26 protein-coding genes and 1 tRNA gene are annotated in these 25,523 nt (G+C 71.0%); 16 read left to right on the top strand and 11 right to left on the bottom strand.

Features of this window, described 5'->3' with window-relative positions:
* Positions 1-38 precede the first annotated feature (38 nt).
* The 5 genes from AC6JBM_RS45620 (at position 39) to AC6JBM_RS45600 (ending at position 3,367) form a co-directional block, all read left to right on the top strand.
* Complete coding sequence (locus tag AC6JBM_RS45620; RefSeq protein WP_497979901.1) at positions 39-710, top strand: hypothetical protein; 672 nt, start codon at positions 39-41, stop codon at positions 708-710.
* A gap of 106 nt (positions 711-816) precedes the next feature.
* On the top strand, positions 817-1,689 hold the full coding sequence (locus AC6JBM_RS45615) for an MEDS domain-containing protein (RefSeq protein ID WP_497979900.1): 873 nt from the start codon (positions 817-819) through the stop codon (positions 1,687-1,689).
* Entirely contained in the window at positions 1,686-2,609 is a 924-nt protein-coding gene (locus tag AC6JBM_RS45610; RefSeq protein ID WP_497979899.1) for an anti-sigma factor RsbA family regulatory protein, read from the top strand. Before AC6JBM_RS45615 ends, AC6JBM_RS45610 begins: the two co-directional genes overlap by 4 nt.
* Positions 2,610-3,010: 401 nt before the next feature.
* Positions 3,011-3,184, top strand: coding sequence for a hypothetical protein (locus tag AC6JBM_RS45605; RefSeq protein WP_497979898.1), 174 nt, complete (start codon positions 3,011-3,013; stop codon positions 3,182-3,184).
* Between the two features lie 18 nt (positions 3,185-3,202).
* Positions 3,203-3,367, top strand: a complete 165-nt coding sequence (locus tag AC6JBM_RS45600; protein ID WP_350620617.1) for a hypothetical protein — start codon at positions 3,203-3,205, stop codon at positions 3,365-3,367.
* Positions 3,368-3,419: 52 nt separating this feature from the next.
* Here AC6JBM_RS45600 and AC6JBM_RS45595 read toward each other — a convergent pair whose 3' ends face one another.
* Positions 3,420-5,282 (bottom strand): carboxypeptidase-like regulatory domain-containing protein, encoded by a 1,863-nt coding sequence (locus tag AC6JBM_RS45595; RefSeq protein ID WP_497979897.1) that lies wholly within the window; start codon positions 5,280-5,282, stop codon positions 3,420-3,422.
* A gap of 599 nt (positions 5,283-5,881) precedes the next feature.
* Between AC6JBM_RS45595 and AC6JBM_RS45590 the strand changes: the two genes are divergently transcribed.
* The 5 genes from AC6JBM_RS45590 to amcA all read left to right on the top strand — a co-directional run bounded on the left by AC6JBM_RS45590 (position 5,882) and on the right by amcA (position 10,693).
* Positions 5,882-6,235, top strand: coding sequence for a sterol carrier family protein (locus tag AC6JBM_RS45590; RefSeq protein WP_497979896.1), 354 nt, complete (start codon positions 5,882-5,884; stop codon positions 6,233-6,235).
* Positions 6,236-6,461: 226 nt separating this feature from the next.
* The gene (gene purF / locus AC6JBM_RS45585) at positions 6,462-8,024 is read left to right on the top strand and encodes an amidophosphoribosyltransferase (RefSeq protein WP_497979895.1); all 1,563 of its coding nucleotides are present in this window, start codon (positions 6,462-6,464) and stop codon (positions 8,022-8,024) included.
* Between the two features lie 47 nt (positions 8,025-8,071).
* Entirely contained in the window at positions 8,072-9,226 is a 1,155-nt protein-coding gene (gene purM / locus AC6JBM_RS45580) for a phosphoribosylformylglycinamidine cyclo-ligase (RefSeq protein ID WP_350620611.1), read from the top strand.
* A gap of 218 nt (positions 9,227-9,444) precedes the next feature.
* A complete protein-coding gene (amcB, locus tag AC6JBM_RS45575; RefSeq protein WP_497979894.1) occupies positions 9,445-10,500 on the top strand; it encodes a cyclophane-forming radical SAM peptide maturase AmcB in 1,056 nt (351 codons plus the stop codon).
* Positions 10,484-10,693 (top strand): multiple cyclophane-containing RiPP AmcA, encoded by a 210-nt coding sequence (gene amcA / locus AC6JBM_RS45570; protein ID WP_350620609.1) that lies wholly within the window; start codon positions 10,484-10,486, stop codon positions 10,691-10,693. The genes amcB and amcA overlap by 17 nt, the downstream gene beginning before the upstream one ends.
* A gap of 305 nt (positions 10,694-10,998) precedes the next feature.
* On the opposite strand, the gene AC6JBM_RS45565 is transcribed toward amcA, so the two are convergent.
* Together AC6JBM_RS45565 and AC6JBM_RS45560 are read right to left on the bottom strand one after the other, a co-directional pair.
* Positions 10,999-11,223, bottom strand: a complete 225-nt coding sequence (locus tag AC6JBM_RS45565; protein ID WP_350620607.1) for a DUF3073 domain-containing protein — start codon at positions 11,221-11,223, stop codon at positions 10,999-11,001.
* Between the two features lie 230 nt (positions 11,224-11,453).
* Complete coding sequence (locus AC6JBM_RS45560; protein WP_497979893.1) at positions 11,454-12,512, bottom strand: Glu/Leu/Phe/Val dehydrogenase dimerization domain-containing protein; 1,059 nt, start codon at positions 12,510-12,512, stop codon at positions 11,454-11,456.
* 146 nt (positions 12,513-12,658) lie between these two features.
* Here AC6JBM_RS45560 and AC6JBM_RS45555 point away from each other — a divergent pair, with 146 nt between their 5' ends.
* Together AC6JBM_RS45555 and AC6JBM_RS45550 are read left to right on the top strand one after the other, a co-directional pair.
* Positions 12,659-13,498, top strand: a complete 840-nt coding sequence (locus tag AC6JBM_RS45555; RefSeq protein WP_497979892.1) for a DUF8083 family protein — start codon at positions 12,659-12,661, stop codon at positions 13,496-13,498.
* Positions 13,499-14,177: 679 nt separating this feature from the next.
* Complete coding sequence (locus tag AC6JBM_RS45550) at positions 14,178-14,387, top strand: BldC family transcriptional regulator (RefSeq protein ID WP_223099768.1); 210 nt, start codon at positions 14,178-14,180, stop codon at positions 14,385-14,387.
* 109 nt (positions 14,388-14,496) lie between these two features.
* Here the strand turns inward: AC6JBM_RS45550 and AC6JBM_RS45545 are convergent, their stop codons facing one another.
* The gene (locus AC6JBM_RS45545) at positions 14,497-14,874 is read right to left on the bottom strand and encodes a PPOX class F420-dependent oxidoreductase (RefSeq protein WP_350620601.1); all 378 of its coding nucleotides are present in this window, start codon (positions 14,872-14,874) and stop codon (positions 14,497-14,499) included.
* Positions 14,875-14,976: 102 nt separating this feature from the next.
* Here AC6JBM_RS45545 and AC6JBM_RS45540 point away from each other — a divergent pair, with 102 nt between their 5' ends.
* Positions 14,977-15,684 carry a glycosyltransferase family 2 protein gene (locus AC6JBM_RS45540; RefSeq protein ID WP_350620599.1) on the top strand — a complete coding sequence of 236 codons (708 nt, stop codon included), beginning with the start codon at positions 14,977-14,979 and terminating at the stop codon, positions 15,682-15,684.
* A complete protein-coding gene (gene soxR, locus AC6JBM_RS45535) occupies positions 15,681-16,106 on the top strand; it encodes a redox-sensitive transcriptional activator SoxR (protein ID WP_350620667.1) in 426 nt (141 codons plus the stop codon). The genes AC6JBM_RS45540 and soxR overlap by 4 nt, the downstream gene beginning before the upstream one ends.
* On the opposite strand, the gene AC6JBM_RS45530 is transcribed toward soxR, so the two are convergent.
* Both AC6JBM_RS45530 and AC6JBM_RS45525 read right to left on the bottom strand, forming a co-directional pair.
* On the bottom strand, positions 16,103-17,056 hold the full coding sequence (locus AC6JBM_RS45530; RefSeq protein WP_497979891.1) for an NAD(P)H-quinone oxidoreductase: 954 nt from the start codon (positions 17,054-17,056) through the stop codon (positions 16,103-16,105). The two genes, soxR and AC6JBM_RS45530, sit on opposite strands and share 4 nt — an antisense overlap.
* Before the next feature lie 7 nt (positions 17,057-17,063).
* Positions 17,064-17,639, bottom strand: coding sequence for a hypothetical protein (locus AC6JBM_RS45525; RefSeq protein ID WP_497979890.1), 576 nt, complete (start codon positions 17,637-17,639; stop codon positions 17,064-17,066).
* A 181-nt stretch (positions 17,640-17,820) separates the two neighbouring features.
* On the opposite strand from AC6JBM_RS45525, the gene AC6JBM_RS45520 reads away from it, so the two are divergent.
* Both AC6JBM_RS45520 and AC6JBM_RS45515 read left to right on the top strand, forming a co-directional pair.
* A tRNA-Ser gene (locus tag AC6JBM_RS45520) sits at positions 17,821-17,911 on the top strand.
* An 857-nt stretch (positions 17,912-18,768) separates the two neighbouring features.
* On the top strand, positions 18,769-19,503 hold the full coding sequence (locus AC6JBM_RS45515; RefSeq protein ID WP_497979889.1) for a hypothetical protein: 735 nt from the start codon (positions 18,769-18,771) through the stop codon (positions 19,501-19,503).
* Here AC6JBM_RS45515 and AC6JBM_RS45510 read toward each other — a convergent pair.
* The 5 genes from AC6JBM_RS45510 to AC6JBM_RS45490 are packed head-to-tail and all read right to left on the bottom strand — an operon-like array spanning position 19,500 to position 25,483.
* A complete protein-coding gene (locus tag AC6JBM_RS45510; protein ID WP_350620589.1) occupies positions 19,500-19,901 on the bottom strand; it encodes a GtrA family protein in 402 nt (133 codons plus the stop codon). The two genes, AC6JBM_RS45515 and AC6JBM_RS45510, sit on opposite strands and share 4 nt — an antisense overlap.
* Complete coding sequence (rffA, locus tag AC6JBM_RS45505; RefSeq protein ID WP_497979888.1) at positions 19,898-21,082, bottom strand: dTDP-4-amino-4,6-dideoxygalactose transaminase; 1,185 nt, start codon at positions 21,080-21,082, stop codon at positions 19,898-19,900. Before rffA ends, AC6JBM_RS45510 begins: the two co-directional genes overlap by 4 nt.
* Positions 21,083-21,097: 15 nt before the next feature.
* A complete protein-coding gene (locus AC6JBM_RS45500; RefSeq protein ID WP_497979887.1) occupies positions 21,098-23,314 on the bottom strand; it encodes a hypothetical protein in 2,217 nt (738 codons plus the stop codon).
* A 4-nt stretch (positions 23,315-23,318) separates the two neighbouring features.
* Positions 23,319-24,170 carry a MaoC family dehydratase gene (locus tag AC6JBM_RS45495; RefSeq protein WP_497979886.1) on the bottom strand — a complete coding sequence of 284 codons (852 nt, stop codon included), beginning with the start codon at positions 24,168-24,170 and terminating at the stop codon, positions 23,319-23,321.
* Positions 24,170-25,483, bottom strand: coding sequence for a 3-oxoacyl-ACP reductase (locus AC6JBM_RS45490; protein WP_497979885.1), 1,314 nt, complete (start codon positions 25,481-25,483; stop codon positions 24,170-24,172). Before AC6JBM_RS45490 ends, AC6JBM_RS45495 begins: the two co-directional genes overlap by 1 nt.
* Positions 25,484-25,523 lie beyond the last annotated feature (40 nt).

Raw genomic sequence — 25,523 nt, 5'->3', positions numbered from 1 at the left:
TGCGGAATCGGCACGGTAAAGATTCACTCCAGGGGCTGGTGCCCGATCTCGTCGGCGTCCAGGGCCCGCAGTGGGGCCCCGCGGCCGAGATCGACGTGAGCGACCTGCTCGACACCGCGGCCCGCCGCTGGAGCGCCCAGCCGCACGCGGCCGCCGCGCTCGCGTGGAAGTGCTACTCCTACTGGTGCGCGCTGCCCGCCGTGCTCGGCTTCGCCGCCTCGCGCCGGGTCCCGCTCATGACGCCGGATCACGTGCTGGTGCGGTACAGCGAACCCAGGCCCTTCCTGACCCTCGCCCTGCGCTCCCCGGTGACGGCGGTCCTGGCCACCGACCCGATCGTGGCCACCGACGCGCCCGGGCTGCTCATCGTCGAGGACGAGGACGAGCTGCTGGGGGTGCTGCGGCGCTCGCTGGTCGACGCGCATCTCGAGCCGTTGCTGGAGGAGTTCCGCAAGCGGGTCCGGATCGGGCGGCGGACGCTGTGGGGTTCTGTCGCGTCGGGCGTGGCCTATGGCCTGTCCCGGGCCGCCGACTCACTGCCGGGGCCCACGCTGGACATCGCGCACCGAATCCTCGGGGTGCTGGACGCCGACGACCTGGTCGAGCTGACGCCGCGAGCCGGCGGCGGGCTCGACATCCAGCGCAAAACCTGCTGCCTCGCCTTCACGCTGCCCACTCCGAAGGTCTGCACCACCTGTTGCATCCGATAAATCGGGTTCAGTTCACGCACGGTCCTGGCCATGAGGGGCTCCGCCCCCCAAACCCCCGGCAGGTAGCAAGTTTCGCTGACCACGCCATCTGGGTAGACCGCGTAGGTTGAAACACATCAGCGAACCGATCAGCACCCACGCCGGGCGAGTCCGCCCGGGCGATCATCTGTGCCTGCCCTTCGCCAGCGATGCCGAGCAGCGCGAGGTGGTCTCCGCGTTCATCGCCGACGGACTGCGGCGGGGTGAGCGCGTCCTGTACTTCTCGGATCGCACCCACCCCGAGGTGCTCGACGACTGGCTCGGCCCCCGCGGCGTCGACGGCGCGCTCGCGATCGCCCGCGGCCAGCTCGAGGTCCGCGCCGCCGACGGGCACGACGGGTTCGACCCGGCCGAGGTCGTCGGGGGCATCCGGCACGCGGTGCGCGACGCGCGCGCGGCCGGCTTCCAGGGGCTGTGGCTCACCGGCGAGATGAGCTGGGCGCTGCGCGGGGTGCCGGGGACCACGCGGCTGCACGAGTACGAGACCGGGGTCTCCGAGACCGTCGTGGACTCGGGCGATCTGGCGGCTGTGTGCCAGTACGACGAACGGCTCTTCGAGCGGGCGGACCTGAGCGGCCTCGTGTCCGTGCACCACGGCGTGGTCTGCATCGACCCGCTGCACGACGACCGGCGGCTGCGGATCGTCCCGACCTACTCGCCGCGCGGGCTGCGCATCATCGGCGTCGTCGACGACTCCACCGCGGCGCCGCTCGCCGACGCGCTCACGCACGCGGCGGACTGGCCCACCGGGGAGCCGCTGATCGTGCTCGACCTCGCCGAGCTCACCTTCATCGACGTGGCGGGGATCCGGGCGCTGGTGCGCTTCGCCGAGTCGGTCGCGCCCGAGCGCCGGGTGCTGGTGCGTCACATGCCCGGCTCGATGCGCAAGGTCCTGCGCATCGCGCGCTGGACGCTCCAAGAAGCGGACGAGCAGTTGTGAACCTCATCCACCAGGCCCTCGTCTTCGACTCGCCCGCGGTCTTCCTCGCGGCGGCCGTGCCGTTCGTGACCGAGGGGCTGCACCGGGGGGACTCGGTGCTCGCGGTCACCTCGGACGAGAACGAGACCCTGCTGCGCGAGCAGATCGGCGGCGACGCGGGCCGGGTCACCTTCCTGCCGGCCGCGGGCTGGTTCGACTCCCCCGGCCGCACGCTCGACGCCCACCACCGGCGCATCGACGCGCTGCCCGGGCCGACGGGCATCCTGCGGGTGCTCGGCGAGCCGGTCTGGGCCGGGCTGGACCCGCTCGAGACGTCGGAGTGGGGCCGGTACGAGTCCGTCATGAACGTCGCCCTCGCCGACTCGCGGGCGTGGCTGATGTGCGGGTACGACACCCGGACCCTGCCGGCCGCAATCGTCGACGACGCCCGGCGCACCCACCCGGCGCTCGCGATCGGCGGGCAGAGCGAGGTCAGCGCCACCTTCGCCGACCCGGCCTCCTATTACGCCGAGCGCAACGCCGCGCTGCTGCCGCGCCCCGATCGGGACGTCGAATGGCTCCCCGACTTCACGGAGATGGCATCGGTACGGCAGTTCATCGCCGACCACGCGGTGCGTCTCGGCGTGCCGGCCGAACGCCTCGACGACTTCACGCTCGCGGTCAACGAGGTCGCCACGAACGCGGTCCGCCACGGCGCCGGCCGGGGCGAGGTGCGCCTGTGGGCGACCGATCGCCGGGTCATCTGCGAGATCGTCGACCAGGGCCGGGCGCTGGACAATTTCCTCGGATTCCTGCGCTCCGATCCGCAGGCCGGCCAGGGCCACGGCCTCTGGATCGCGCGCCAGATCTGCGATCTGCTCGAAATGCGCACCGGCGGCCCGGGAACGACGGTCCGCCTGCACATGCGCCGTGTCTCCTGAAGTCTCCTGAACTCGCCGAATCGGTGAATGAATGGGCGGCGGCACCCCGCGCGGACACCGCCGCCCACCCATTCCTCTCGTGGGCCACCCCCAGCACACGAGATGTGAACCGCTATCCGCACCAACCCCTTTCGGCTGACCATTTCGGTATTGCCCTCACCTTTGCACCGGCCCGGACGCGGACACCATCACCGGACCTGCTCGCTTCGGGCGGGCGTACGGCGTACCCCATTGGATTGACGCCGGTGCCGCTTGAGTAATCGAGATCGTCGCGCTGAGCGAGGCCTACTCAGCCCGCCGAGAACAGGTACTCACCTACTTCCAGGGGAATCCGGACGGTCGCCGTCTCCGGACTGTTCGTGGTCTAACGAACTCGTGTCCGTCCCCGCACACTCAGGAGCGTGAGTTTTCAACGAAGCGGCATCGGCCACGTTGCACGGCACCGGGCCGCCGGCCCGGCGACCCGGATGCTGCGCAAGGTGCGCTGGCTCCGGGTGACGCACCCGCGGCATTCGGCGCCGTTGAGCCTGGAGCTCGACGCCGCCTGCCGCGCCGCCACACCCACCGTCACATAGCCACGGGGATACCTGCACATGATGCGACGCCACACGAAGGTTCTGCGCCGCCCGGACGAGGACGAGTACGTTCCGCGGCACGCCGTGGATCTGCGCAACACGCGCAACGACCTCGACCTGCGGGACCGCGTTGACGCCGAGCCGGCCACCGACGGCGACGGCGACTCCGCCGAGGATGCCTGAGACAGCAAGAGGGGCGGCCACCCGGGCCGCCCCTCTTCACTGATTCCGCCGGCTAGTCGTCGAGCCAGTCCAGCGAGCGGCGATTGCCGCCGTTGTTGTTGTTCGGGCCGTAGCCGCCGCGCTGGTCGTACTCGCCGCCGCCACCGCCACCGCCGCCGTTCGGGCCGTAGCCGTTGCCGGCCCGCGGGGGCTCCGGCACCCGCTCGTAGCCGTCGCGCTCGTAGCCCGAGGCCGGCTCGTAGCCGCCGCGGTCGCTGGGGCCGTAGCCGCCGCGGCCCGCGTAGGGCTGGTCCTCGTAGCCGCCGCCACCGCCGCCGTTCGGGCCGTAGCCGCCGCGGTCGCCGCCGGGGTTGTAGCCGCCGCCGGCCGACGGGCCGTCGTAACCACCGCGGTCGTCGTACCCGCCGCCGGCACCGCCGTTGCCGGAGCCGTAGCCGCCGCGGTCGTCGTAGCCGTTGTTTCCACCGCCGCCGCCACCGTTCGGGCCGTAGCCGCCGCGGTCGCCGCCCGGGTTGTAGCCGCCACCCGCCGACGGGCCGTCGTAACCACCGCGGTCGCCGCCGCCGGGGCCGTAGCCGCCGCGGTCGTCGTACCCGCCGCCACCGCCGCCGTTGTTGCCCGGGCCGTAGCCGCCGCGATCCCCGCCGGGGCCGTAGCCGCCGCCGGCCGCCGGGCCGTCGTAACCGCCGTGGTCGCCGCCGCCGAAGCCGCCGATGGTCGTGGGCGGGCCCTCGTAGCCGCCGCGGTCGCGCTGGCCGCCGCCGTAGCCGCCGCCCTGCGCCCCGCCGTCGTAGCCGTTGTTCCCGCCGTAGCCGCCCTGGCCGCCCTGGCCGCCGCCGTAGTTGTTGCCGCCGGTCGCCGGGTTGTTGTTGTAACCGTTGTTCCCGCCGCCGTAGCCGTTGCCGCCGGGCTCGTAGCGCTGGGTCGAGTCCGCGTAGCCGCCGCCCCCGCCGCCGTTGTAGTCCGGCGCGTACGGGTCGACCGCCGGGCCCGGTGCGGGGCGCGCCTGCTGCCCGCCGTAGCCGTTGGCCCCGCCGCCGTTGTATCCGCCGCTGGCGAAGCCGGCGCGGTCGTCGTAGCCGCCCGCGGACGGGTAGCCGCCCGGGCCGGGCATCGGCGCGCCGTAGGGGTCCGGGGGAACGTCGTCGAAGACCCGGCCAGGCCGCACGATCGCGGTGGCGTCGTTGTTGCCGCCCCGGTTGATCATCGTCGGGGCCGGGCCCATCGCGCCGACCATCGTCGGGTCGGCCTGCGGGCCGCCGTAGCCGGGGCGCACGCCGGGCGCGCCGCGGCGCGGCGCGGGCTCGTCCTCGGGCTCGTCGTCGTCATCGCCGCGACGGCGCAGGAGCAGCACGATCGCCACGATGCCGAAGCCGACCAGCAGCACCCCGAGCGCGATCAGGATCCAGGAGACCCCGCCGCCGCTGTTGTTGGAGGCGTTGTTGGTGGCCGTGTTCTGCGGCACGACGCCGCCGGCCGACTGACCGTCGGCGAACGCGTTGTCGTTCGCGCTCGGCAGCGGGGCCGCCGAGGCGGTGTCGGCGAGCACCACGAGCCCGATCTTGACCCCGGTCGTGGCCTTGCCGGCCGTGCCGGTGACCGACTTGGGGCTGGAGTTCTCGTAGCCGCCCGCGCCGACCGTGATCGTCATCGCCCCGGGCGCGATCGGCTTGGCCTCGCTGCCGGTGAACTTGAAGGAGCCGCTGGAGCCCGACGTGATCTGGGTTTCCTTGCCGCTGCCGTCGGCGAGGACCACGGTGGCGCCGCTGATGCCCTTGCCGGTCTGCGAGTCGGTGATGGTGCCGGAGACCTCGGTGACCGTGGTCGGCGCGGCCTGCGTCGTCGGCGCGGCGGCCTGGGCATTGAGGGTGGCGCTGAAGCCCTTGGTGTCGGAGCCGCCGTCGGTGATGATCACCTGGCCGCTGCCCTTTTTACTCTGCCCGGCCGGGATCGAGCTCTGCGCCGGCGGGGCGATGCCGACCGGCAGGTTCTTGGTCGCGTCTTTCCCGAGGGGCCCGTCGATCGTGCAGGTGAGGTGGGTGCCGCTGCCGTCGCAGCCGCCGGGCTTGCTCGAGATCGTGAGGCCGAGGTCGCTGGGAATGTCGATGGTGAGCTTGACCGGCGTCAGCTGAGGCGTATCGCCGGTGTTCTTGATCTGGACATTGACGGTCTGCGCTCCGCCGCCTACGGTCAGTGTCACATCTGGGGCGCCACTGATCACTACGGTGGCGTCGGCATACGCCGGTGCCGCCATGCCGATCAGAGCGCCTGCAGCCAGAACAGCCACCGTCCCCGCTCTGAGGAGCAGGGTTCGTCGGTGCGCGGTCACGTCCACACCCCTCCGGATCTTGACTTTCACCCGAGCGTCGCTGCCGAGCATGTCTGTCTATGGTCCAACATGCGAGCGAGACTCGCCTTGCATGGTGCGCCGCAGCAAACTATGCCCTGTCCGCAGGGGTCGGCGAAACCCGCGTCGTGTTGCCAGCTCGATACAAGCGGTCGTATCGTCCGGCTATGTCCACTCCGCACCGATATTCCGACACGGTGCAATCCGTCCTTGATGCCCTGAACGACGGAGCCGCTCCGGACCGGATCGCGGTTCGTGACGCCGTCCGGGAACTCCTCGCCAACCTGCGGACACGAGCACCCGGACGTTCGGTGGAGGTGCGCGTTCCCCCGTACGGCGCGATTCAGTGCATCGAGGGGCCGAGACATACGAGAGGTACGCCACCCAACGTCGTCGAGACCGACCCGGTCACGTGGATCGAGATCGCCACGGGTCGGAAATCGTGGCATGAAGCCGTCACGGCCGGGAAGATTCGCGCGAGCGGGGTTCGGGCGGATTTATCCGCCTATCTGCCCTTGTAACCCGGCGAATCGGCACACGGTCGAGTCACCGAAGGGCTTCGATTCGTCGCTCTGCGTCATGCCCGAAACCTCGCGTACACTGGCCTTCGCGACGGCGACCCAGCGTGTGGCGTCGACCAGCCCGCGGTCGGATGGCTGATGTCAACCAGATAGCCATCTCGCCGACACCCACCCACCGTCCTCACTTCAGCCACCCCCATGGCAACTGCGACGACAGGAGCGGCAAGTGCCCCGAGGCGATGGCCGGTTGAGCCACGAGCTCGACCCCCAGCGTCCAGGTCCCCAGGACAAGTGCGGTGTGTTCGGCGTCTGGGCGCCGGGCGAAGAGGTCGCCAAGATGACCTACTACGGGCTGTATGCACTGCAGCACCGTGGCCAGGAGGCGGCCGGCATCGCGGTGTCCGACGGATCCGGTGTGGTGGTCTACAAGGATCTCGGCCTGGTGTCGCAGGTCTTCGACGAGCCGACCCTGGCGAGCCTGCGCGGCCACATCGCGATCGGCCACGCGCGCTACTCGACCACCGGCGGTTCCACGTGGGAGAACGCGCAGCCGACGCTGCGCTCGACCCGCGCCGGCGACGACCGGGCGGGCACCACCATCGCGCTGGCCCACAACGGCAACCTCGTCAACACCGCGGAGCTCGCCCGCCGGGTGGCCGAGCTGCCCGACATGGAGCCGGACGCGATCAACGCGACGAACGACACCGCCCTGGTGACGGCGCTGCTGGCCGCGCGGCCCGACCTCTCCGTCGAGGCCGCCGCCATGGAGGTGCTGCCGACGCTGCGCGGCGCGTTCAGCTTCGTCTTCATGGATGAGGACACCCTCTACGCCGCGCGCGACGTCAACGGCGTGCGCCCGCTCGTGCTCGGCCGCCTCGAGCGCGGCTGGGTCGTGGCGAGCGAGACCGCCGCCCTGGACATCTGCGGCGCCAGCATCGTGCGCGAGATCGAGCCGGGCGAGCTCATCGCGATCGACGAGCACGGGCTGCGCTCGAGCCGCTTCGGCACGCCCGATCCCAAGGGGTGCCTGTTCGAATACGTCTACCTCGCCCGCCCCGACACCAACATCTCGGGCCGCAACCTGCACGCGGCCCGGGTCGCGATCGGGCGCACCCTGGCGCGCGAGCACCACGTCGAGGCCGACATGGTCATTCCGGTGCCCGAGTCCGGCACGCCGGCCGCGATCGGCTACGCCCAGGAGTCCGGCATCCCGTTCGGCCACGGCCTGGTCAAGAACGCCTACGTCGGCCGGACCTTCATCCAGCCGTCCCAGACCATCCGCCAGCTGGGCATCCGGCTCAAGCTCAACCCGCTGCGCGACAACGTGCGGGGCAAGCGCCTCGTCGTCGTCGACGACTCGATCGTGCGCGGCAACACCCAGCGCGCGATCGTGCGCATGCTGCGCGAGGCCGGCGCCATCGAGGTGCACGTGCGGATCTCCTCGCCGCCCGTGAAGTGGCCCTGCTTCTACGGCATCGACTTCGCCACCCGCGCGGAGCTGCTGGCCAACGGGCTCGACCTGGAGGGCATCCGGCGCTCGATCGGCGCGGACTCCCTCGGCTACGTGTCGCTGCCGGGCCTGATCGCCGCCACCGAGCAGCCCGCCAGCCGGCTCTGCGCCGCCTGCTTCGACGGGCAGTATCCGATCGAGCTTCCGGCCGACAATGTGATCGGCAAGCACGTCCTGGAAGGTGTCGCGCGCGCTGCGGGGGCCGCGCCGACCACCGCTGACGGTGTCCCGAGTGTCGCCGCCAGCGTCGGAGGTTCCGGCGCACTGCTGCGCCCGTGACCGCCCACCCATCAAAGCCGCCCGCAGAGGCAATCAAAGGGGAGAAAGTGACGCACGTGGACGAGCGCGCCGACGAGACCGGCAAGTCCGGTCAGGGCAGCACCCCCGAGCGGCAACTGTGGACCGCCGGCAACGGCCGGAGCCGCCGCAAGACCGTGACCTACGCGGACGCGGGTGTGTCGATCCACGCCGGGGAAAAGGCCGTCGAGCTGCTGCGCACGAAGGTGCACCGCACGCACCGGCCCGAGGTGATGGGCGACATCGGCGGGTTCGCCGGGCTGTTCCGGCTCGACCTCAAGAAGTACAAGAGCCCGATCCTCGCCTCCTCGACCGACGGCGTCGGCACCAAGCTGGCGATCGCCCAGGCCATGGGCATCCACGACACGGTCGGCATCGACCTCGTCGCCATGGTCGTGGACGACCTCGTCGCGTGCGGGGCCGAGCCGCTGTTCCTGCTCGACTACATCGCCTGCGGCGAGGTCGTGCCGGACCGGGTGGCGGAGATCGGCGCCGGCATCGCCGACGGGTGCCGCTACGCCGGCTGCGCGCTGCTGGGCGGCGAGACCGCCGAGCACCCGGGCGTGATGCGGCCGGACGAGTACGACATCTCCGGCACCGGCGTCGGCGTCGTGGAGGAGGACGCGATCCTCGGCCGCGACCGGGTCGAGGTCGGCGACGCCGTCATCGCGCTGCGCTCGACGGGCCTGCACTCCAACGGGTACTCCCTGGTCCGCCACGTGCTGCTCGGCGCCGGCCGGATGCGCCTGGACAGCGTGATCGACGAGTTCGGCCAGCAGCGCACGCTCGGCGAGGAGCTGCTCACCCCGACCCGCATCTACGCGAAGGACTGCCTCGACCTCATCAAGGAGGCCGACATCCACGCGTACGCGCACGTGACCGGCGGCGGCATCCCGGGCAACCTGGTCCGGGTCCTGCCCGAGCACGTCGACGCCGTCGTGGACCGCTCGACGTGGCGCCCGCAGCCGATCTTCGAGCTGGTGCACACGAAGGGCCGCATCGACGACACCGAGATGGAGAGCACCTTCAACATGGGCATCGGCATGATGGCCGTGGTCTCCGCCGAGGACGCCGACCGCACCCTGGCCTTCCTGGCCGGCCGCGGCCTCGACGCCTGGCAGGTCGGCGAGGTCATCGAGGGCACCGGCACCGTGCAGATGGTCGGCTCGCACACTCGCGGCTGACCCGGTCTTTCGTGCGGGGGTGGTGCAACCGGCACCGCCCCCGTCCGCGTTTCTGTATGTGTCGGAATGTGCGAACTCGCGTAGTCGATCAACTGGGGCTTACCGCGGCGCCGCGATAGACCTAGGCTGAAGCGACACGTCCCTACGCCCAAAAGGAGGAGGGGGCGGTGTCGTGGAGCGGCATGCAGGGCATCTCGCCGATCCCTGGGTATGTCGTCATGCAGCCGACGACCCTGTGCAATCTCGACTGCACGTACTGCTACCTGCCATTCCGCGCGCGTAACGAGCGGATGAGCCCGGCCGTGGCCGCCGCGGTCGCCGCCTCCGTGAACCCCTGGGCGGCCGCCGACCGGCGCTTCTCCGTGGTCTGGCACGCGGGCGAGCCCCTCGCGGCCGGCCGGGACGCGCTCGCCGGGCTCATGGCCCCGTTCGCCGGGGTCGAGCACCACGTGCAGACCAACGCCACGCTCATCGACGACGCCTGGTGCGAGTTCTTCGCCGAGCACGACATGCGGGTGAGCGTCAGCGTCGACGGGCCCGAGGGCCGCAACGGGCAGCGGGTGAACCGTGGGGGCATTCCGGCGTACCGCGCGATCCAGCACGGCATCGAGGCGCTGCGCCGCCACGGGCTGCCCTTCTCGGCGCTCTGCGTGGTCAGTGAGCCCCGGCCCGGGCTGGCCGCGGAGCTCTACGAGTACTTCCTGGACCTCGGCTGCGAGGTGCTGGGCATCAACATCGAGGAGCAGGAGGGCGTCAACGCCCGGGCGAACGCGTTCGCCGACGAGGCCGTGCGCTCCTTCTGGGCCGAGCTCGTGGCCGCATGGCGCCGCGATCCGCGCATCCACGTCCGCGAGATCGAGTGGACGCTGCGGTACGCCGGCGCCGTGCTCGACCACCGCGCGGACGGGCTGCTGCCGGGTGCCCTCGACCCGATCCCGACCATCGCCGCGGACGGGCGCGTCTTCCTGCTCTCGCCCGAGCTGGCCGGCTTCACCGACCCGCGGTACGGCGACTTCTCCTCGGGCAGTGTGCTGACGACCCCGCTGGCGGAGATCCTGGCCGGCGCGGCGGGCTCGGCCCCGTGGATCGGCGAGTACCTCAACGGCGTCGAGGCCTGCCGCCGCAGCTGCCCCTACTTCGGGTTCTGCGGCGGCGCCCACGCGGCCAACCGCTACTTCGAGCACGGCAGATTCGACGGTACCGAGACGAATCACTGCCGAAACAGCAAGATTCGCCTTCTGGAGGGAGTGCTGGACCATGCCGGAGCACGCTGACCCAGCCGTCGACACCGTCGCCGAGCGCGTTCACCGGGCCGCCGACGGCCTGAGAACCCTGCTGGACGAGGCCGCCGCCGCGCGGGCCGCCCGTGCCGAGACCACGGACCCGGAGGGCACCAGCGCCGTGTGCGCGTGGAACCACTTCGAGAACATCCCGACGTTCTACAACTGGAACAACCGTCCCAGGTAGCCGTATGCGGGCAGGCGACATCGACGCACGGTGCCGGATGTAAGGACCACGGCCCCGACGCAGGGTCCACCCACACTGGAGGCGGTGCACCGCTGCACCGCCTCCGGTTGCCGCGAGCGGGTGGGAACTCACTCGGGCGATGGCTACGCCGAGACACCCGCATGGCGGGCCGTCGAGAGAACGACCGCCGTGCGGGTGCTGTGGACACGACTCGGGCACGTGGTTGTCCACGTGCCCGTGAGCCGGGTTACGCCCGGTCTGAGTCGACGCGCAGAGTCGTTCGAGCCAGACTGGGCGCGCGATGGTCAACGACCCCGTGAGCGCCAATCACCGTCGCTGGGGGAGTCGTCGTAGTCGTCCTCGTCGTCAGCCTCTTCGTCGACCCCGTCATACTCGGCGTAGTCGTCGCTTGACTTAGGGCTGCCCGCCGCGAGCTCTCGTTGCAACGCTTCGAGGTCGGTGTTAGGCGAGTGATATTTCAACTCCCTGGCCACCCTAGTCTGCTTGGCCTTCGCACGGCCGCGCCCCATGGCTCGACCCCCTCGCACAGAATTACGGGGCAGCCATTACCGGCAGGCCCCGACAACGTCAGGCATCTCTCGTGGCTCTTACGGTACATGTCGAGGGCACCTTTCGGCATCTCGCCCCTGCCGACCATTTCGGTGGCGTTGCTTACCCGACCGGACCGGTCGGGTACCCGCCGGGTAAGCACCACCGCGGTCGACGGGTCGTCACGCCCGCCGCGAGCTCCCGCACATGGCTACACCAGGATGGTACGGAGCCTTCCGACCTCGGCCATCCGCCGTTCGGCGAGCCGGTCGGCGGCATGCGCCGGGGGCACGCCCTCGACGGAGGCGAGCTCCAGGATCTGCTTCGTGGTGTCGTAGATCCGTCCGGCACGTTCCTTCGCCCGGGCGAAGTTGAAGCCCTCGATCTCGTCGGCCACCTGGATGACCCCGCCCGAGTTCACCACGTAGTCGGGGACGTAGAGCACGTCGCGCTCGGCGAGGAGCTTCTCGACCCCGGGGTGGGCCAGCTGGTTGTTGGCCGCGCCGGCGACGATCTTGGCGCGCAGGAGCGGGACGGAGTCGTCGTTGAGCGCGCCGCCGAGCGCGCACGGGGCGTAGACGTCGATCGGGGCGGCGATCAGGTCGTCGTTGCCGTCGACCAGGTCGACCTGGGGATAGGTCTCCCGGGCCCAGTCCCGGGCCCGCTCGGACACGTCGGTGGCGACCACCGAGGCGCCGTCGTCCAGCAGGTGCTTGGTGAGGTGCTTGCCGACCTTGCCCAGGCCCGCGATCCCGACCCGGCGGCCGGCCAGCGTCGGCGCGCCCCAGCGGTGCTCGGCCGCGGCCCGCATGCCCTGGAAGACGCCGTAGGCGGTGAGCACCGAGGAGTCGCCCGCGCCGCCGTGGGACTCCGAGCGGCCGGTGACGAAGCGGGTCTCCTTCGCCACGACGTCCATGTCCCGCACGTAGGTGCCCACGTCGCAGGCGGTGTAGTACCGCCCGCCGAGGGACTGCACGAAGCGGCCGTAGGCGCGCAGGAGCGGCTCGCTCTTGTCCTTGTCCGGGTCGCCCCAGATGACGGCCTTGCCGCCGCCGAGGTCCAGGCCGGCGAGCGCGTTCTTGTAGGCCATGCCCCGCGAGAGCTCCAGCACGTCGTGCAGGGCCTCGTCCTCGGACGCGTAGGGGTAGAAGCGGGTGCCGCCGAGCGCCGGTCCCAGCGCGGTGGAGTAGACGGCGATGATGGCCCGCAGGCCGGACTGCTGGTCGTGACAGAACACGACCTGTTCGTGGTTGGTCTGGAAGACGCCCATGGATGCTCCCGGAGGCAAATCGCGGCCCGTCCTCGTGAGACGGGGCCGTTCACGACTGTGCGGTGACTCGACCCTAACGCCGACACCTGGCCGCTGGTTCGAGGGCACCTTCGCGTCTTTCGGCCGTTTCGTGCGACGATCGGCCCGTGCCGTCGCTCTTCGCGTCATACCTGCGGGTGTATGAGCCGCTGGCTGCCTTCGACCGCGACCACCAGCTGTACTGGCGTCGCTACGTCAAGGAAGGCCGCGCCGTCGCACTGTCCGACGGCCCGGTCCGCCAGCGCACCACGGTCCTGGAGGCGCTGGGCGCCGGGTGGACCCGCCTGCCGGCCCTGCCCGAGGAGGCCTACGTCCTCGAGGCCGACGACACGCTGCTCGTCTGCCCCTGGAACCTGCGCATCCGGGTCGCCGAGGCGGCGCTGACGGCGCGCGACGGCGTGCCGAGCGTCATCGCGGACGCGTTCGTACCGCCCGTGCTGGCCGGCCTCGCCCAGACGATCGTGGACGACTGGCGCAGCGGCGACCACGTCCTCGAGCGCGGCCTGCCGCGGGTCCACGAGCAGGTGGCCACCTGGGGGGTGCCGCTGCGCTGGTTCGTCTTCGTCGACCTGGAGGAGCGCGAGCTGTCCCTGCGCCCCGGCCGCCGGGTCCTGCGCTACCGCACCGAGATCTCGAAGGCCCGCCGCCGCGCGCATCGCGCCTACGCGGTGCTGCGGCGCGCGATGGGCGACGCCCCGATCACGGTCGCCGTCGAGGAGACGGCCCGCTGGCTGGAGGAGTTCCACTCGCGCTCGATCGTGGAGCTGGACTACGGCGGCCTGGTCAACCTCATGTCGGACGACGCGCTGGCGGCCGACGACTCGCCGGGGCTGGTGTCGGCCGGCCTGTCGAACGTGGCGCGCGGCGACGCCGACGAGGCGACCGAGGTTTACGAGAAGCTCGTCGAGCGCTGGCGCTCCGTGCAGCTGCTGGAGCGCTGCAACTAGGCTTTCCGGTCCATGGCTCGGGTCCGCCGGGGTGCGGACCGTTGCTCCCGCCAGACACCGCTCGGCGCTGGCGCGCCATCGCTGCCAGGTCCGCCGCTGGTTGCGCTCAACCCTCGATCCGAGGGGCTCCTCGTTCCCGCCACCGCGGAACACCGCTCGCTGCCACCTCCGCGGCTGGTCGCGCTCAGCCGTCCGTCCGACCCGCTCCTCGTTCTTGCCACCGCGGACCTGGCTGGGCGGCCCCCTCCGGCCGAAGGCCCTCGGGGCCGCCCTTTGTCTGGCGGGAGCGACGGTCTGCGACTGACGCGGACCCGAGCCATGGATGTTGACGACGCTAAATGTCCGCTTCGTCCACCACCCGATCGGGTGTCACCCTTCGCAACCGAATCGCACCACGTCCGTGTCCGTTATGCCTACTACAAGGGTGTTTGTGAGCTACCATCACCCCGGAGAGTGAGCTAGATTCGTGGTGGATCGCTCACCCTCCGTCAAAATGAGTCCGAATTTATCCGGTTTTGCGGTGTCAAAATCGGAAAATTCACTTATTCATCATCCGTCCATACAGGGACCTTCAGCCGTTCGGCCCATGTCGGACATCGGGGACTAGCCGGACCATAGGAAACGCGTCGACCGGCGGGACCCCGGCCGGCGTTCCTGGGTACCTGTGGAGGAGTGACCGATGCCATCTCGTACGCATGAACCTGAGCCGTTGCTCACGCCGGCTGAGGTCGCGTCGATGTTCCGCGTCGACCCGAAGACCGTCACCCGGTGGGCGAAGGCGGGCAAGCTGAGCGCGATTCGAACGCTTGGTGGCCACCGTCGCTACCGGGAGTCCGAGGTGCGGGCCCTGCTCCAGGGCCAAATTCCCACGCAACGCACGGGCGACTGACGCAGACAGTACCTCGCGTCGTCCTCCTGCGCCAAACAACACGGCTTATTACCGCAACGCGCTCGGATCGTCACCCCCCGGTGATCCGAGCGCGTTGCTTTTTCAGCCTTCAGGACAGTGTTATCCGCACCCCGACGGTGGCATCGGCGCCCCGGCGGCGGATGCTCGCCCATACGAACAGCCGACCCTTCAGGCCGTACTTGCGCTTGATGAGCTCGCGCGCGGCCGCGCCGCCCTCCGGGCCGAGCAGCGTCGCGTGCGCCGGGACCGCCGGGCCGGTCGCCTTGCCCCGCACCGTGCACGGCGCGACGGTGACCGTGCCGTCGCGGCGGATGCGCTTGACCTTGCCGGAGTCGTTCACGGTCCACACCATGAGGGCGTCCCCGTCGCGCGCGGCCCACACCGGGGTCGGCACTGGTGTACCGTCCCGGCGGAACGTCGTCACCAGGAGATACTGTTCCTCGCCCAACCGTTCCACCGTCGTCATAAGCACCAAGGTACGAGCGGGCCCTCCTCCGCGGGAGGGTCACACGCCCGGGTGACGGGCCGCTAGTCTGATGGTCCAGCCAAAGTGCCCCCGGAGTTCGTGATGAAGCTGTCGATCCTGATGCCCGTCTACAACGAGGAAGTCCGCGTTGCCGACGCAGTGAAGCAGGCCCTCGACGTCGACTACCCGACCGAGATCGAGCTGGTGATCGTCGACGACGGCAGCCGTGACCGGACGGCCGAGATCCTCCACGGGCTCACCGACGAGCGGCTCCGCGTCGTCGTGCACCCGCGCAACCGGGGCAAGGGCGCGGCGATCAAGACCGCGGTCGAGAACGCGACCGGCGACTACATGGTCATCCTGGACGCCGACCTCGAATACGACCCGCAGGACATCCCGAAGCTGCTCGAGCCGGTGCTCGACGGGCGCGCTACCGTCGTCTACGGCAACCGGACCTTCGGCTCGCACAGCTCCTTCTCGTTCTGGTATGTGATGGGCAACAAGGCCGTCACGACCGCCGCGAACATGCTCTACAACTGCTACCTCGGCGACCTGGAGACGTGCTTCAAGCTGATGCCCGTCTCGCTGTACCGCTCGCTCCAGGTGCGCTCGGCCGGCTTCGGCATGGAGGCCGAGGTGACCGGCAAGCTGCTGCGCAACCGGCACCGGCCCTACGAGGTGCCGATCAGCTACCGCGCCCGCACCCGCGAAGAGGGCAAGAAGATCACCTGGAAGGACGGGGTCGAGGCACTGTGGATCCTGTCCCGCGAACGCATGCGCAAGCCGTCCCGGACCATCGGGACCTCCTGAGCATCGGCGAGCTCTCCGCACGCAGCGGCGTGGCCCCGTCCGCGCTGCGGTTCTACGAGAAGCTCGGCCTCATCCACGCCACTCGCACCGGCGGCAACCAGCGCCGGTACGAGCGCTCCCAGCTGCGCCGCGTCTCCTTCATCCGCATCTCCGCCCAGGTCGGCGTGCCGCTGGAGACGATCAAGGAGGCGCTCGCCTCGCTGCCGGCCAACCGCACGCCCACCAAGGCCGACTGGGCCCGGCTCTCCGCCGGGTGGCGCTCCCACCTCGACGAGCAGATCCAGCTGCTCGAGCGGCTGCGGGACACGCTCACCGGGTGCATCGGCTGCGGCTGCCTGTCGCTGAAGACGTGCGCGCTGGTCAACACCGAGGACCGCCTGGCGGCGAAGGGCACGGGCCCGGTCGTGCTCATCCGCCCCTAGTTCGTCAGCAGAATCTTCCCGACGTGCTCGTTGGACTCGAGCAGCCGATGGGCCGCGGCCGCCTCGGTCATCGGGAACCGCCGGTGGATCACCGGCCGGATCATGCCCTCGTCCACCAGCGGCCAGACCTCCTCGCGCACCCCGCGGACGATCCCGGCCTTCTCGGCGGCCGACCGCGCGCGCAGCGTCGTCCCGGCGACCAGTGCCCGCTTCGTGAGCAGCTGCCCCATGTCGAGCTCCCCGCGGCGCCCGCCCTGCAGCCCGATCACCACGAGCCGCCCGCCGACCTTGAGGGCGTCGACGTTCGGCTTCAGGTATGAGCCGCCCATGATGTCGAGCACCACGTCGGCCTGGACCTCCTTGGAGAAGTCGGCCGCCTGGTAGTCGATCACGCGGTCCGCGCCGAGCTCGAGCAGCCGCTCCCGCTTCGCCGCCCGCGCCGTCGCCACGACCTCGGCGCCGAGCGCCTTGCCCAGCTGGATCGCGAACGTCCCGATCCCGCTCCCGCCGCCGTGCACGAGCAGCGTCTCCCCCGGCTTGAGCCGGGCCAGGTCGACCACGTTGGAGAAGACGGTAGCGGCCACCTCGGGCAGCCCAGCCGCGTCGACCAGGTCCACGCCGTTGGGCACCGGCAGCACCTGAGCCGCGGGGACGGCCACGAGCTGCGCGTAGCCGCCACCCCCGAGCAGCGCGCACACCTCCTGCCCGGCGTGCCACCCGTGCACCCCGTCGCCGACCGCCTTGATGCGCCCCGAGACCTCGAGCCCCGGGTAAGGAGGAGCGTCCTTGGGTGGCGGATAGTTCCCCTGCCGCTGCAGCGCGTCGGCGCGGTTGACGCCGGCGGCCGCCACCTCGATCAGTACCTCGCCGGCGGCCGCGGCCGGATCGGGAACCTCGCTCCAGCGCAGCGCCTCGGGTCCACCGGGCCGCTCGATCGTGATCGCATGCACGCTTCCATCATCGTTGCTCCCACCACGGCCGCCACCGGTGGCCGTCACCCCATTGATGCCAGCGGTGCCGCCCCTGATGCTCGTCGACGTCGACCGGCTCCTCGGTGGGCTCGTCGGCCGGCTCGGGCTCCTCGACAACGGGCGCCTCGGTCACGACCACCACCGGCGGGGGCGCCGGAGCCGCCGCCGTCGTAGCCGGTGCCTTAGGCCGCGGCGTGGTCCGCTCGACCCGCACGACGGCCTTCTTCTCACCCGGCGTCTGCACCGGCGCCGGAGCCGCGGGGCTGGGCGTGACCCCGAGGTCGAGAATCGGAACAGGGGCGGCGGGAACGGTACTCATCCCCAGCGGCCCACTCGCGTTGGCCCCGCGCGCACTGCCGGTCGCGGCCGGCACGGCGAACCCCCCACCCTCGGCCCGGGCCGGCCCGCCACTCCCCTCGGTGTCGTACCCGGCCGACCCGATGATGACCCCGAGCGCGGCAACCCCAACTCCCCCGACAACGAGCGCGGCGAGCGAGGGCCGGACGATGCGGCGGTGCCGAGTGACGTACCCGTCCCGCGGATCGTTGAAGAAGAGGTGCACGGTCCCATCCCCCCGTCGCAGCAACCTGCCTTTCGAGTCTGCGCAGCTCAAGCCCACTTCGACGGCATTTGCCCGGCCGTGTTCGGGGGTTCACCGCCACGCGTTCGCCCGAACGACGTCCCTCACGTGGGTGACGTGCCACGCGCGGGCGGGGATCTGGCACACTTAGCGTCGTTCCGCTGGAGGGCTCGCCTAGTGGCCGATGGCGCCGGTCTTGAAAACCGGTGAGGCGTTCCGCGTCTCCGTGGGTTCGAATCCCACGCCCTCCGCCAAAGCTCAGCAGCTGGACCGGACGCCGCCGCGAGGCGCGAGCACCCACCGCCGAGCTGCGAACTGGTCTCCGCCGTGGGCATCACTTGGCCCGGATTGCCGTGGCTGGTCGTACATCTTCGCTGCCTGGACGGGCTCGCCTGCTGTCTGGTCGGCCTCGGCACCCGCCGTGTTCAGGTGAGCAAAGATCACGTCGCTCGTCAATATCCTGGAAGGGCCGATTTCGCATTCCGAGGTGGGGACCTTGCCGGACTACGAAGCACTCACATTCGGGTCCGTGGATCCGTCGCGAGCGGCTGCGACGAAGCCGGGGCGCCTTTTTCGCCGGACTCACCGCCGGTGTTGCCGGACTGACCGTCTCTTGCATGCTTTCCATCGGCGGACCTGCGGGCCCGGAGCACTCCCCCCGACGGGCCTCTCCTCGGCCCCCACCCCCGCCAGTCCCTCGGCCTTCCCTACCGTCGGCCAGGGCGGTTCGGTAGCGGCTACCTGTTTCACTGGTCGCCCCACCAAGCGATGATCGGAATTTCCGAGTCAGCGTGAAAATCGTGAGCAGACAGCCAGCAACTGTAGGCGTCGGAGTCGGTCAACCGGCGAGGGCGATCTCGACAGTTTGAACATCTACGCCGGCGAGACCTCGCTCCTCCTCCAACCCCGTGCGCCCCAAAATCTCCGCCGGCCGGCCGAGGTTCGAGTGGAGTTGTGGCCGCCCAACAAGATCGGCCAAGATGGCGCAAGGGTCTTGAGCGACGCCGTTTGCGGGGTAATTCAGTAGAACGCATGCTGCGTTTCTGCGGAGTTATCCACAGGCGCGAATCGGCCCTTGTCCGTCGCCTCGGCGTGGCGAAGCCTGGACGCCATGACACGGGGGCGTTTCGGGGCCGCGATGGTGGCCGTCGCACTGCTGATCGGTGGTGCGGTCTGGTTCTGGTGGTCCCGCTCGGCGACGGCCGCCGGCTGTTCGGCCTCGGCCCCGAGGGACGCCGACGCGCCGGGGTCGAACTCGTTGGTCGTGGCGGAGCAGGGGCTGAGCAAGGTCGGCCCGTGGACGTTCAGCGTCGGCGCGATCGTGGCGAACCGTGCCCCCGGGCCGGCCGCGTATCGGGCAACGGTGACCTTCAGGCTGATCGACGCCGGTGGTCGGGAGGTGGCCGCCCTCGCGCCGCGGTTGCTGCCCGTGGTGTTGCCCGGGGCTGGGCTGCCCGTAGGAGCAGCGATCGATGTGCGGCCGGAGCAGGGCGTCGCCGTCTCGCGCGTCGATGCCGTGGTGCGAAGTGGGCGTTGGGTGAAGGTCGAGCGGTACAACCCCTTGTTCCACCGGTATGACGTGCTCGCCGAGGACGACGGGCCGAGTCCGCCCGACTTTCTGCTTCCCGCGAACCTCGCGACGGCGCCGTGTCGTGGGCTTTCCGCCGCCGGTGGCGCGATCGTGTACCGCGATGCCGGCGGGGCGATCGTCGGGGGCGAGGCCGTTGCCTACGACGGTGAGTACTGCGCCGGCACCCACGCCGGGGATCGGGTCGCGGGGCGGCACGTGCCGGACGGGATCGAGGCGCGCCGGACGCAGATCGCGGTCTACTGCGACGTCGGCTAGCGGCGGAAGGCCCACCACTTGCTCAGCTGGTAGTTGATCAGGGGGGCCGTCACGATCAGGATGGCCTGCGCCGCCAGGACGGGGATGTGGGCCAGCTCCACCAGCAACGGCAGGCCCGCGTACGTGAAGAGCAGCGCCCACAGGCAGATCACGTAGAACTTCAGGAAGCCCGAGACCACCGGGCCCTTCGACTGGAAGACCCAGCGGCGCTGCAGCGGATAGGTCGCCAGGGCGCAGCCGAAGTTGGCCAGGACCGGGATGGCCAAGTAGTGCAGGTGGTCGCGAGTGGTCAGGTAGATCGCGGTGAACAGGGCGTAGTACACCGCCGACGAGACGGCGCCGACCGCCACGTATCGCACGCGGCGGTCGGTCAGGACTCGTTCTACCGTCGTGGTCACTTGGGGCAGGCCGCGGCCGGGTGCGGGGTTCGGCGCACCGGGCGGTACGACTCCACCGCCCTGATGACGAGGTCGATGTCGTCGTCGTCCATGCCGGCGTAGAGCGGCAGGCGCAGCAGGCGATCCGCCACGTCCTCCGTCACCGGGCAGCCGTCGGTGCGGCCGTACTTCCGGCCGGCGGGCGCCAGATGCAGGGGCTGGTAGTGGAAGGTGCCCAGCACGCCCTGCTCGAGCAGGTGGCCCAGCATCGCCGAGCGGCTCTGCAGGTCCGGGAGCAGCAGGTAGTACAGATGCGCGGGGTGGGTTCTGTCGGACGGGACCGTCGGCTGGATCACGCCGTGCTCCACGGCCCACGTGGCCAGGCGATTGTGGTAGCTGTTCCACACGTGCATGCGGCGGCGCTGGATCTCCGTGAAGTGCTCCAGCTGGGCCGTCAGGAACGCGGCCAGCAGGTCCGAGGGGAGGTACGAGCTCCCGAGGTCCATCCAGCGGTACTTGTCCACCATGCCCCGGAAGAACTGGCCGCGGTTGGTGCCCTTCTCCCTGATGATCTCGGCGCGGTCGTAGAAGCGCTCGTCGTTCAGGATCAGGGCGCCGCCCTCGCCGCAGTGGACGTTCTTGGTCTCGTGGAAGCTCTGCGTGGCCAGCTCGCCGATCGAGCCCAGGTTCCGGCCGCGGTAGGTGCCGCCGAGGCCGTGCGCGTTGTCCTCGATGACCACCAGATCGTGGCGGCGGGCCAGGGCCATGATGGCGTCCATCTCCACCGCCACGCCCGCGTAGTGCACGACGACGATCGCGCGCGTGCGGTCCGTGATGGCCGCCTCGATCAGGCGCTCGTCGATGTTCAGGGTGTCGGCCCGGCAGTCGACGAAGACCGGGCGGGCGCCGCGCAGGGCGTACGCGTTCGCGGTCGAGCAGAAGGTGAACGACGGCAGGATGACCTCGTCGCCGGGGCCGAGGTCGAGCAGCAGCGCGGTCATGTCCAGGGCGTGCGTACACGAGGTCGTCAGCAGGGTGTGCCGGGCGCCGATGATCTGGTTCAGCAGCTGGTTCGCGCGCTTGGTGAAGGGGCCGTCGCCCGTCATCGGGCCGTTCGCCATCGCCTGCTGGAGGTACGCGGGCTCGGCTCCGGTCAGGTACCCCTTGTTGAACGGGACGGCGAGTTGCTTCGTTGCCTTCAAAGCGCCTACCTAACGTCAGGAACGGGGCAGCTCGTACACCACGCAGACCCCGGACCGGAAGCGGAACTTCGCAAAGGTCGCAAGTCGCGGCGAAACGCTGCTCTGCGTTTCATCAACGAACAGCCACCGGACTCGGTAGCGATTGCGAAGAACGTCCACATTTTCGGGGCTCGGATCCGCGAACACGGCGTCGTTGGCGGCGAGCACCTCGGGCTTCCAGTACGGCACCGCTCCGGACCACATGCCGAGCTCGTCGGCGCGCTCGTGCGCGGTGGTGGAGAAGCCCCAGCCCTCGACGAGCATCCTCCGTTCGGAGTACGCCGTCATCGAGAAGTGGAGATTGCTGCACCGGCCGTCGAACGGCAGGCAGTGCGCGTTGGTCGCGACCAGATCCGCGGGGCTGGAGTGGTCCCGCAGCCAGCGACCCGCTTCCAAAGTGCCTTGGCTGATGTACCGCGGGCTGCGCACCACATCCCGCAGGCCGCTCTGCCGCGACTCCGCCGCGATGAGCACGAAGTGTTGCACGCTGGTATTCACCCCGAACCCCAGCAGCAACCCCAATATTATGAAATGTCCGAAATGTCCGTCGCGGAGCGGCGGACATTTCGTCACCCCGTACGCAAGCCCGAGCACCAGCGCCAGGGCCGCATACGGCAGCACCAGATCCCAGACCGAGCCGTTGCGAGGAATGCTGTCCCGCCCGAGCGACTGCACGACCTGGATGATGATCACCCCGGCCACGGCCGAGACCGTCAGCACCCGCCAGCGGGAGAGGCCCGCCACCGCGGCGACGCACAGGTACGGGCGCGCCGACTCGAGGAAGTAGCGCTGCGAGTCGCCGTCCTGGCCCAGCAGCATCGTCGCGGCCGCGCCCGCGATGCCGATGCCGAGCATCACGATCAGGGCCGGCGACGGGCGCCGCAGCCGGCCGATGCCCGCCCACATCGCGGCCCAGCACAGCACCGTCAGGCCGGCGAGCACCAGGAGCTTCCACGGCACCCGGTCGGTGCTGAAGCCCGTCGTCACCCCGATGCCCCCGGTGGCCACGTCGGTCAGCGGCGCCAGCCGCGTGCCCTGGCTGCTGGAGCCGAACAGCAGCACCTGGGCGGCCACGATCGCGGCGACGGTGACGCCGAGCGCGACCAGCGCGGCGCGGTGACGGAACCGTTTGACCAGCACGAGCAGGGCGAGGCCGGCGGCGAGCAGGGGCAGGTAGGTCGCCTTGCCGCCGGTCACGCCCGCGAGCAGCACGGCGAAGAGCACCCACTGCCGCCGCCCGCCCGCGCCCTGGAGCAGATCGGCGAGCACGAGCAGCACCGGGACGAACAGCAGCGCGCCGAAGGTCTGGGTCGGGCCCGTCCACGCGGTCTGGCGCAGGTAGGCGCCGTCGTCGAAGCCGCTGAAGGCGAGGTCGCGGTAGAAGGCGTTGAGCTGCCACTGGTACGGGTTGGGGGCGAGCACGAGCAGCGTCATGGCGCTCGCGGCGACGCCGGGCCACCAGCCGCCGATGACCCGGCGGGCGAGCAGCGCGACGAGCACCGGGAACGCCATGAGCATGGGCAGCATCGACAGGCGCAGCAGCAGCACGTTGGGCTCGATGCCGGTCACCCAGCTCGTCGCGGCCATCTCGGGGTAGACGAACCAGTGGTACAGCAGCGGCTCACCCTGAATCCACGGGATCGTCATCGGCATGTGGTGCTTGGCCTCGCCCACCAGCGCGAGGTGGAACGGGCTGTCGGTGTCGGGCGAGGCGTTGGCGGGGTAGCTCAGGCCGTACACCCGGAAGAACTTGACGCTCCAGACCAGCGTGATCCCCGAGAGCGCGGTCATCGCCCACACCCAGAGGGCGGGCGGGCGCTCGGCGTGCGGGTCGCGGCGCAGGTGCCGCCGCAGGCCCGGCGCGGCGGCGAAGAGCGCGACGGTGCCGAGCGGGAAGACCAGCACCAGGAGCGGGGCCCCGATGAGCCGGGCGAGGACATAGCAGAAGACCTCGCCGATGTACCCCACGACAAGCCCCGCGGCCACGTCCCCGCCGAACCAGGACGGCCCGCCGCGCAGCAGCCGCCACCAGAGGGTTCCCGGGAGCGCGATGCCGAGCGCGACGTACAGCCCGAACAGCGCGGTGCTCAGGGGCGGGACGCGGTAGAACCACAGCACCGCGACCGCGGCCGCGAGCAGCAGGGCCGGACCCGCGAGCCGCCCGGAGAGCGCACCCTTGGGCGCCGCGCTCACGGGCTCAGCGGGCGCCCTCGTCAGCGTCTGCACAGCGGGGTTCAACGATCGTCCCGGTGAGGTGCGGCGCCCCTGTCCCCCGATCGTGTACGGCGATGTGCCCGTCACGCGCCGAGAACGCCACGGTCGCGGGCAGCAGGATCGGGCGCTTGAACTGGACCGACACCGTGTACCGCTCCGGCAGGCGGCCCTCGAGGGCGGCCAGGCACCGGGCCTTCGTCCACATCCCGTGCGCGATGGTGGAGCGGAAGCCCAACGCGCGGGCGAGGATTCGGCTCGTGTGGATCGGGTTGCGGTCCCCGGACGCGGCCGCGTAGTCGGTCCCCGTCCGCCTCGGCACGCGCCAGACCGCGGTGGGCCGCGGGGGTTCGGCCGACGGTGTTGACGATTTGTCGGACTTCTTCAAAATGCGCAGATACGTCGAGCGCCCGTGCCAGACGGGCTCGTCGGCGATCGAGGCGGTCGCGACCACGTCGAACTGCGTGCCGCGCTCGTGGGGGCGGAGGTCCTCGGCGCGTACCGACAAGGAGAACGCGTCCGAGGACGTCAGCGGGCGGAGGACCTCGATCGCGTTGGCCACGTGCACCACGCCGAGCACCGGGAACGGGAAGTCCGCGGCCGTCATGAGCGCGAGGGCGAGCGGGAACGCGAGCACGTGCGGGTAGGTCGCCGGCAGCTCGTCGCGCAGCCGGAACCCGCACACCCGGTCGTACTCCGCGAGGTGCGCGAGGTCGACGCGCACCTCGTCGAGGCGCAGCTCCCGCTCGGGAAGCCTGCTGCCGTTGGGCCGGCGCAGGGCGGCGGCTCGGTAGAGCGGGCCGAGCCGGGGCGGCGCCGCGAGGACGGTGGTCTCCATCAGGCCCCCAGGAGGCTCTGCCCGCACACCCGCACGACGTTGCCGTTGAGCCCGCCGGACGCCGGGTGGGCCAGCCAGGCGATCGTCTCGGCCACGTCGACCGGCAGCCCGCCCTGGGACATGCTGTTGAGCCGCCGGCCGCCCTCGCGCACGAACATCGGCATGGCCGCGGTCATCCTGGTCTCGATGAAGCCGGGCGCGACCGCGTTGATCGTGAGCCCGCGCTCGGCGACCGCGCCCACGCTGGCCTGCACCAGCCCGATCACGCCGGCCTTCGAGGTGGCGTAGTTGGTCTGGCCGCGGTTGCCGGCGATCCCCGAGACCGAGGACACCGAGACGATCCGGCCGTTGCCGCCGAGCAGGTTCTCGGCGAGCAGCACGTCGTTGATGCGCTCCTGGCCGGCGAGGTTCACGTCGATCACCGAGGCCCACTGCCCCTCGTCCATGCGCCCGAGGGTCTTGTCCCGGGTGATCCCGGCGTTGTGCACGAAGATGTCCGCGTGCACGTGCCGGGTGGCGATGAAGTCGGCGAGCCGGCGCGGGGCGTCCCCGGCGGTCAGGTCCAGCTGCAGCGCGGTGCCCTTCAGCTCGTTGGCGACCCGCGACAGCTCCTCGCCGGCCGCGGGCACGTCGAGGCAGACCACGTGCGCGCCCTCGCGGGTGAGCACCTCGGCGATGGCCGCGCCGATGCCGCGGGCGGCCCCGGTGACCACGGCGGTGCGGCCCACGAGCGGCTGGTCCCAGTCGTCGGGCACGTCCACGGTGGCGGGGCCGATGCGGATGACCTGGCCGGAGACGTACGCCGAGCGCCCCGACAGCAGGAAGCGCAGGGTGGACTCGGTCGCCTCCTCGGCGCCCGGCGCCACGTAGACGAGCTGGGCCGTCGACCCGCGGCCGATCTCCTTGCCGACCGAGCGCACGAACCCCTCGAGCGCCCGTTGCGCGGTGGCCTCCCGGGCGCTCGTGCACAGCTCGGGCGGGCTGCCCAGCACGATCACCCGGCCCGACGGGCGCAGCGAGCGGATCACCGGGTGGAAGAATTCGTAGAGCGCGCGCAGGCCGGCGCTGTCGGTGATGCCCGTGGCGTCGAAGATGAGCGCGGCGGGCCGCTCGCCGTCGCCGAGGACGGTCGGCAGCTTGTCGAGGATGTGCCGGGTCGGCTCGGCCAGGCGCCCGTCGCCCCCGAGGGTGACCGGCCCGAATCCCTCGCCGGCCCGGAACCGGCGAAGCGGCGGCGGATCCGGCAGGCCGAGGCGTCTGACCAGGAACCTCCCGGCGCCCGAGTGGGCGAAGGTCGCGTAGCGATCGGTCATTGCGTGCCTCCCCAGTCACAACTCCGCGCGCTAACCTACT

It is taken from the genome of Dactylosporangium thailandense, from assembly GCF_059739745.1.
The sequence above is the reverse complement of the archived record's forward strand: the minus strand, read 5'-3'. Positions and strand labels throughout refer to the sequence as shown.

Coding starts and splice junctions, on each gene's coding strand:
- AC6JBM_RS45560 (WP_497979893.1), bottom strand. CDS start 12,512: ATGGGCGTCTTCCAGACCAACCACGAACAGGTCGTGTTCTGTCACGAC.
- AC6JBM_RS45490 (WP_497979885.1), bottom strand. CDS start 25,483: ATGACCGATCGCTACGCGACCTTCGCCCACTCGGGCGCCGGGAGGTTC.
- AC6JBM_RS45515 (WP_497979889.1), top strand. CDS start 18,769: ATGACACGGGGGCGTTTCGGGGCCGCGATGGTGGCCGTCGCACTGCTG.
- AC6JBM_RS45590 (WP_497979896.1), top strand. CDS start 5,882: ATGTCCACTCCGCACCGATATTCCGACACGGTGCAATCCGTCCTTGAT.
- AC6JBM_RS45565 (WP_350620607.1), bottom strand. CDS start 11,223: ATGGGGCGCGGCCGTGCGAAGGCCAAGCAGACTAGGGTGGCCAGGGAG.
- AC6JBM_RS45550 (WP_223099768.1), top strand. CDS start 14,178: ATGCCATCTCGTACGCATGAACCTGAGCCGTTGCTCACGCCGGCTGAG.
- AC6JBM_RS45540 (WP_350620599.1), top strand. CDS start 14,977: ATGAAGCTGTCGATCCTGATGCCCGTCTACAACGAGGAAGTCCGCGTT.
- amcA (WP_350620609.1), top strand. CDS start 10,484: ATGCCGGAGCACGCTGACCCAGCCGTCGACACCGTCGCCGAGCGCGTT.
- AC6JBM_RS45495 (WP_497979886.1), bottom strand. CDS start 24,170: ATGGAGACCACCGTCCTCGCGGCGCCGCCCCGGCTCGGCCCGCTCTAC.
- AC6JBM_RS45600 (WP_350620617.1), top strand. CDS start 3,203: ATGATGCGACGCCACACGAAGGTTCTGCGCCGCCCGGACGAGGACGAG.
- AC6JBM_RS45545 (WP_350620601.1), bottom strand. CDS start 14,874: ATGACGACGGTGGAACGGTTGGGCGAGGAACAGTATCTCCTGGTGACG.
- amcB (WP_497979894.1), top strand. CDS start 9,445: ATGCAGCCGACGACCCTGTGCAATCTCGACTGCACGTACTGCTACCTG.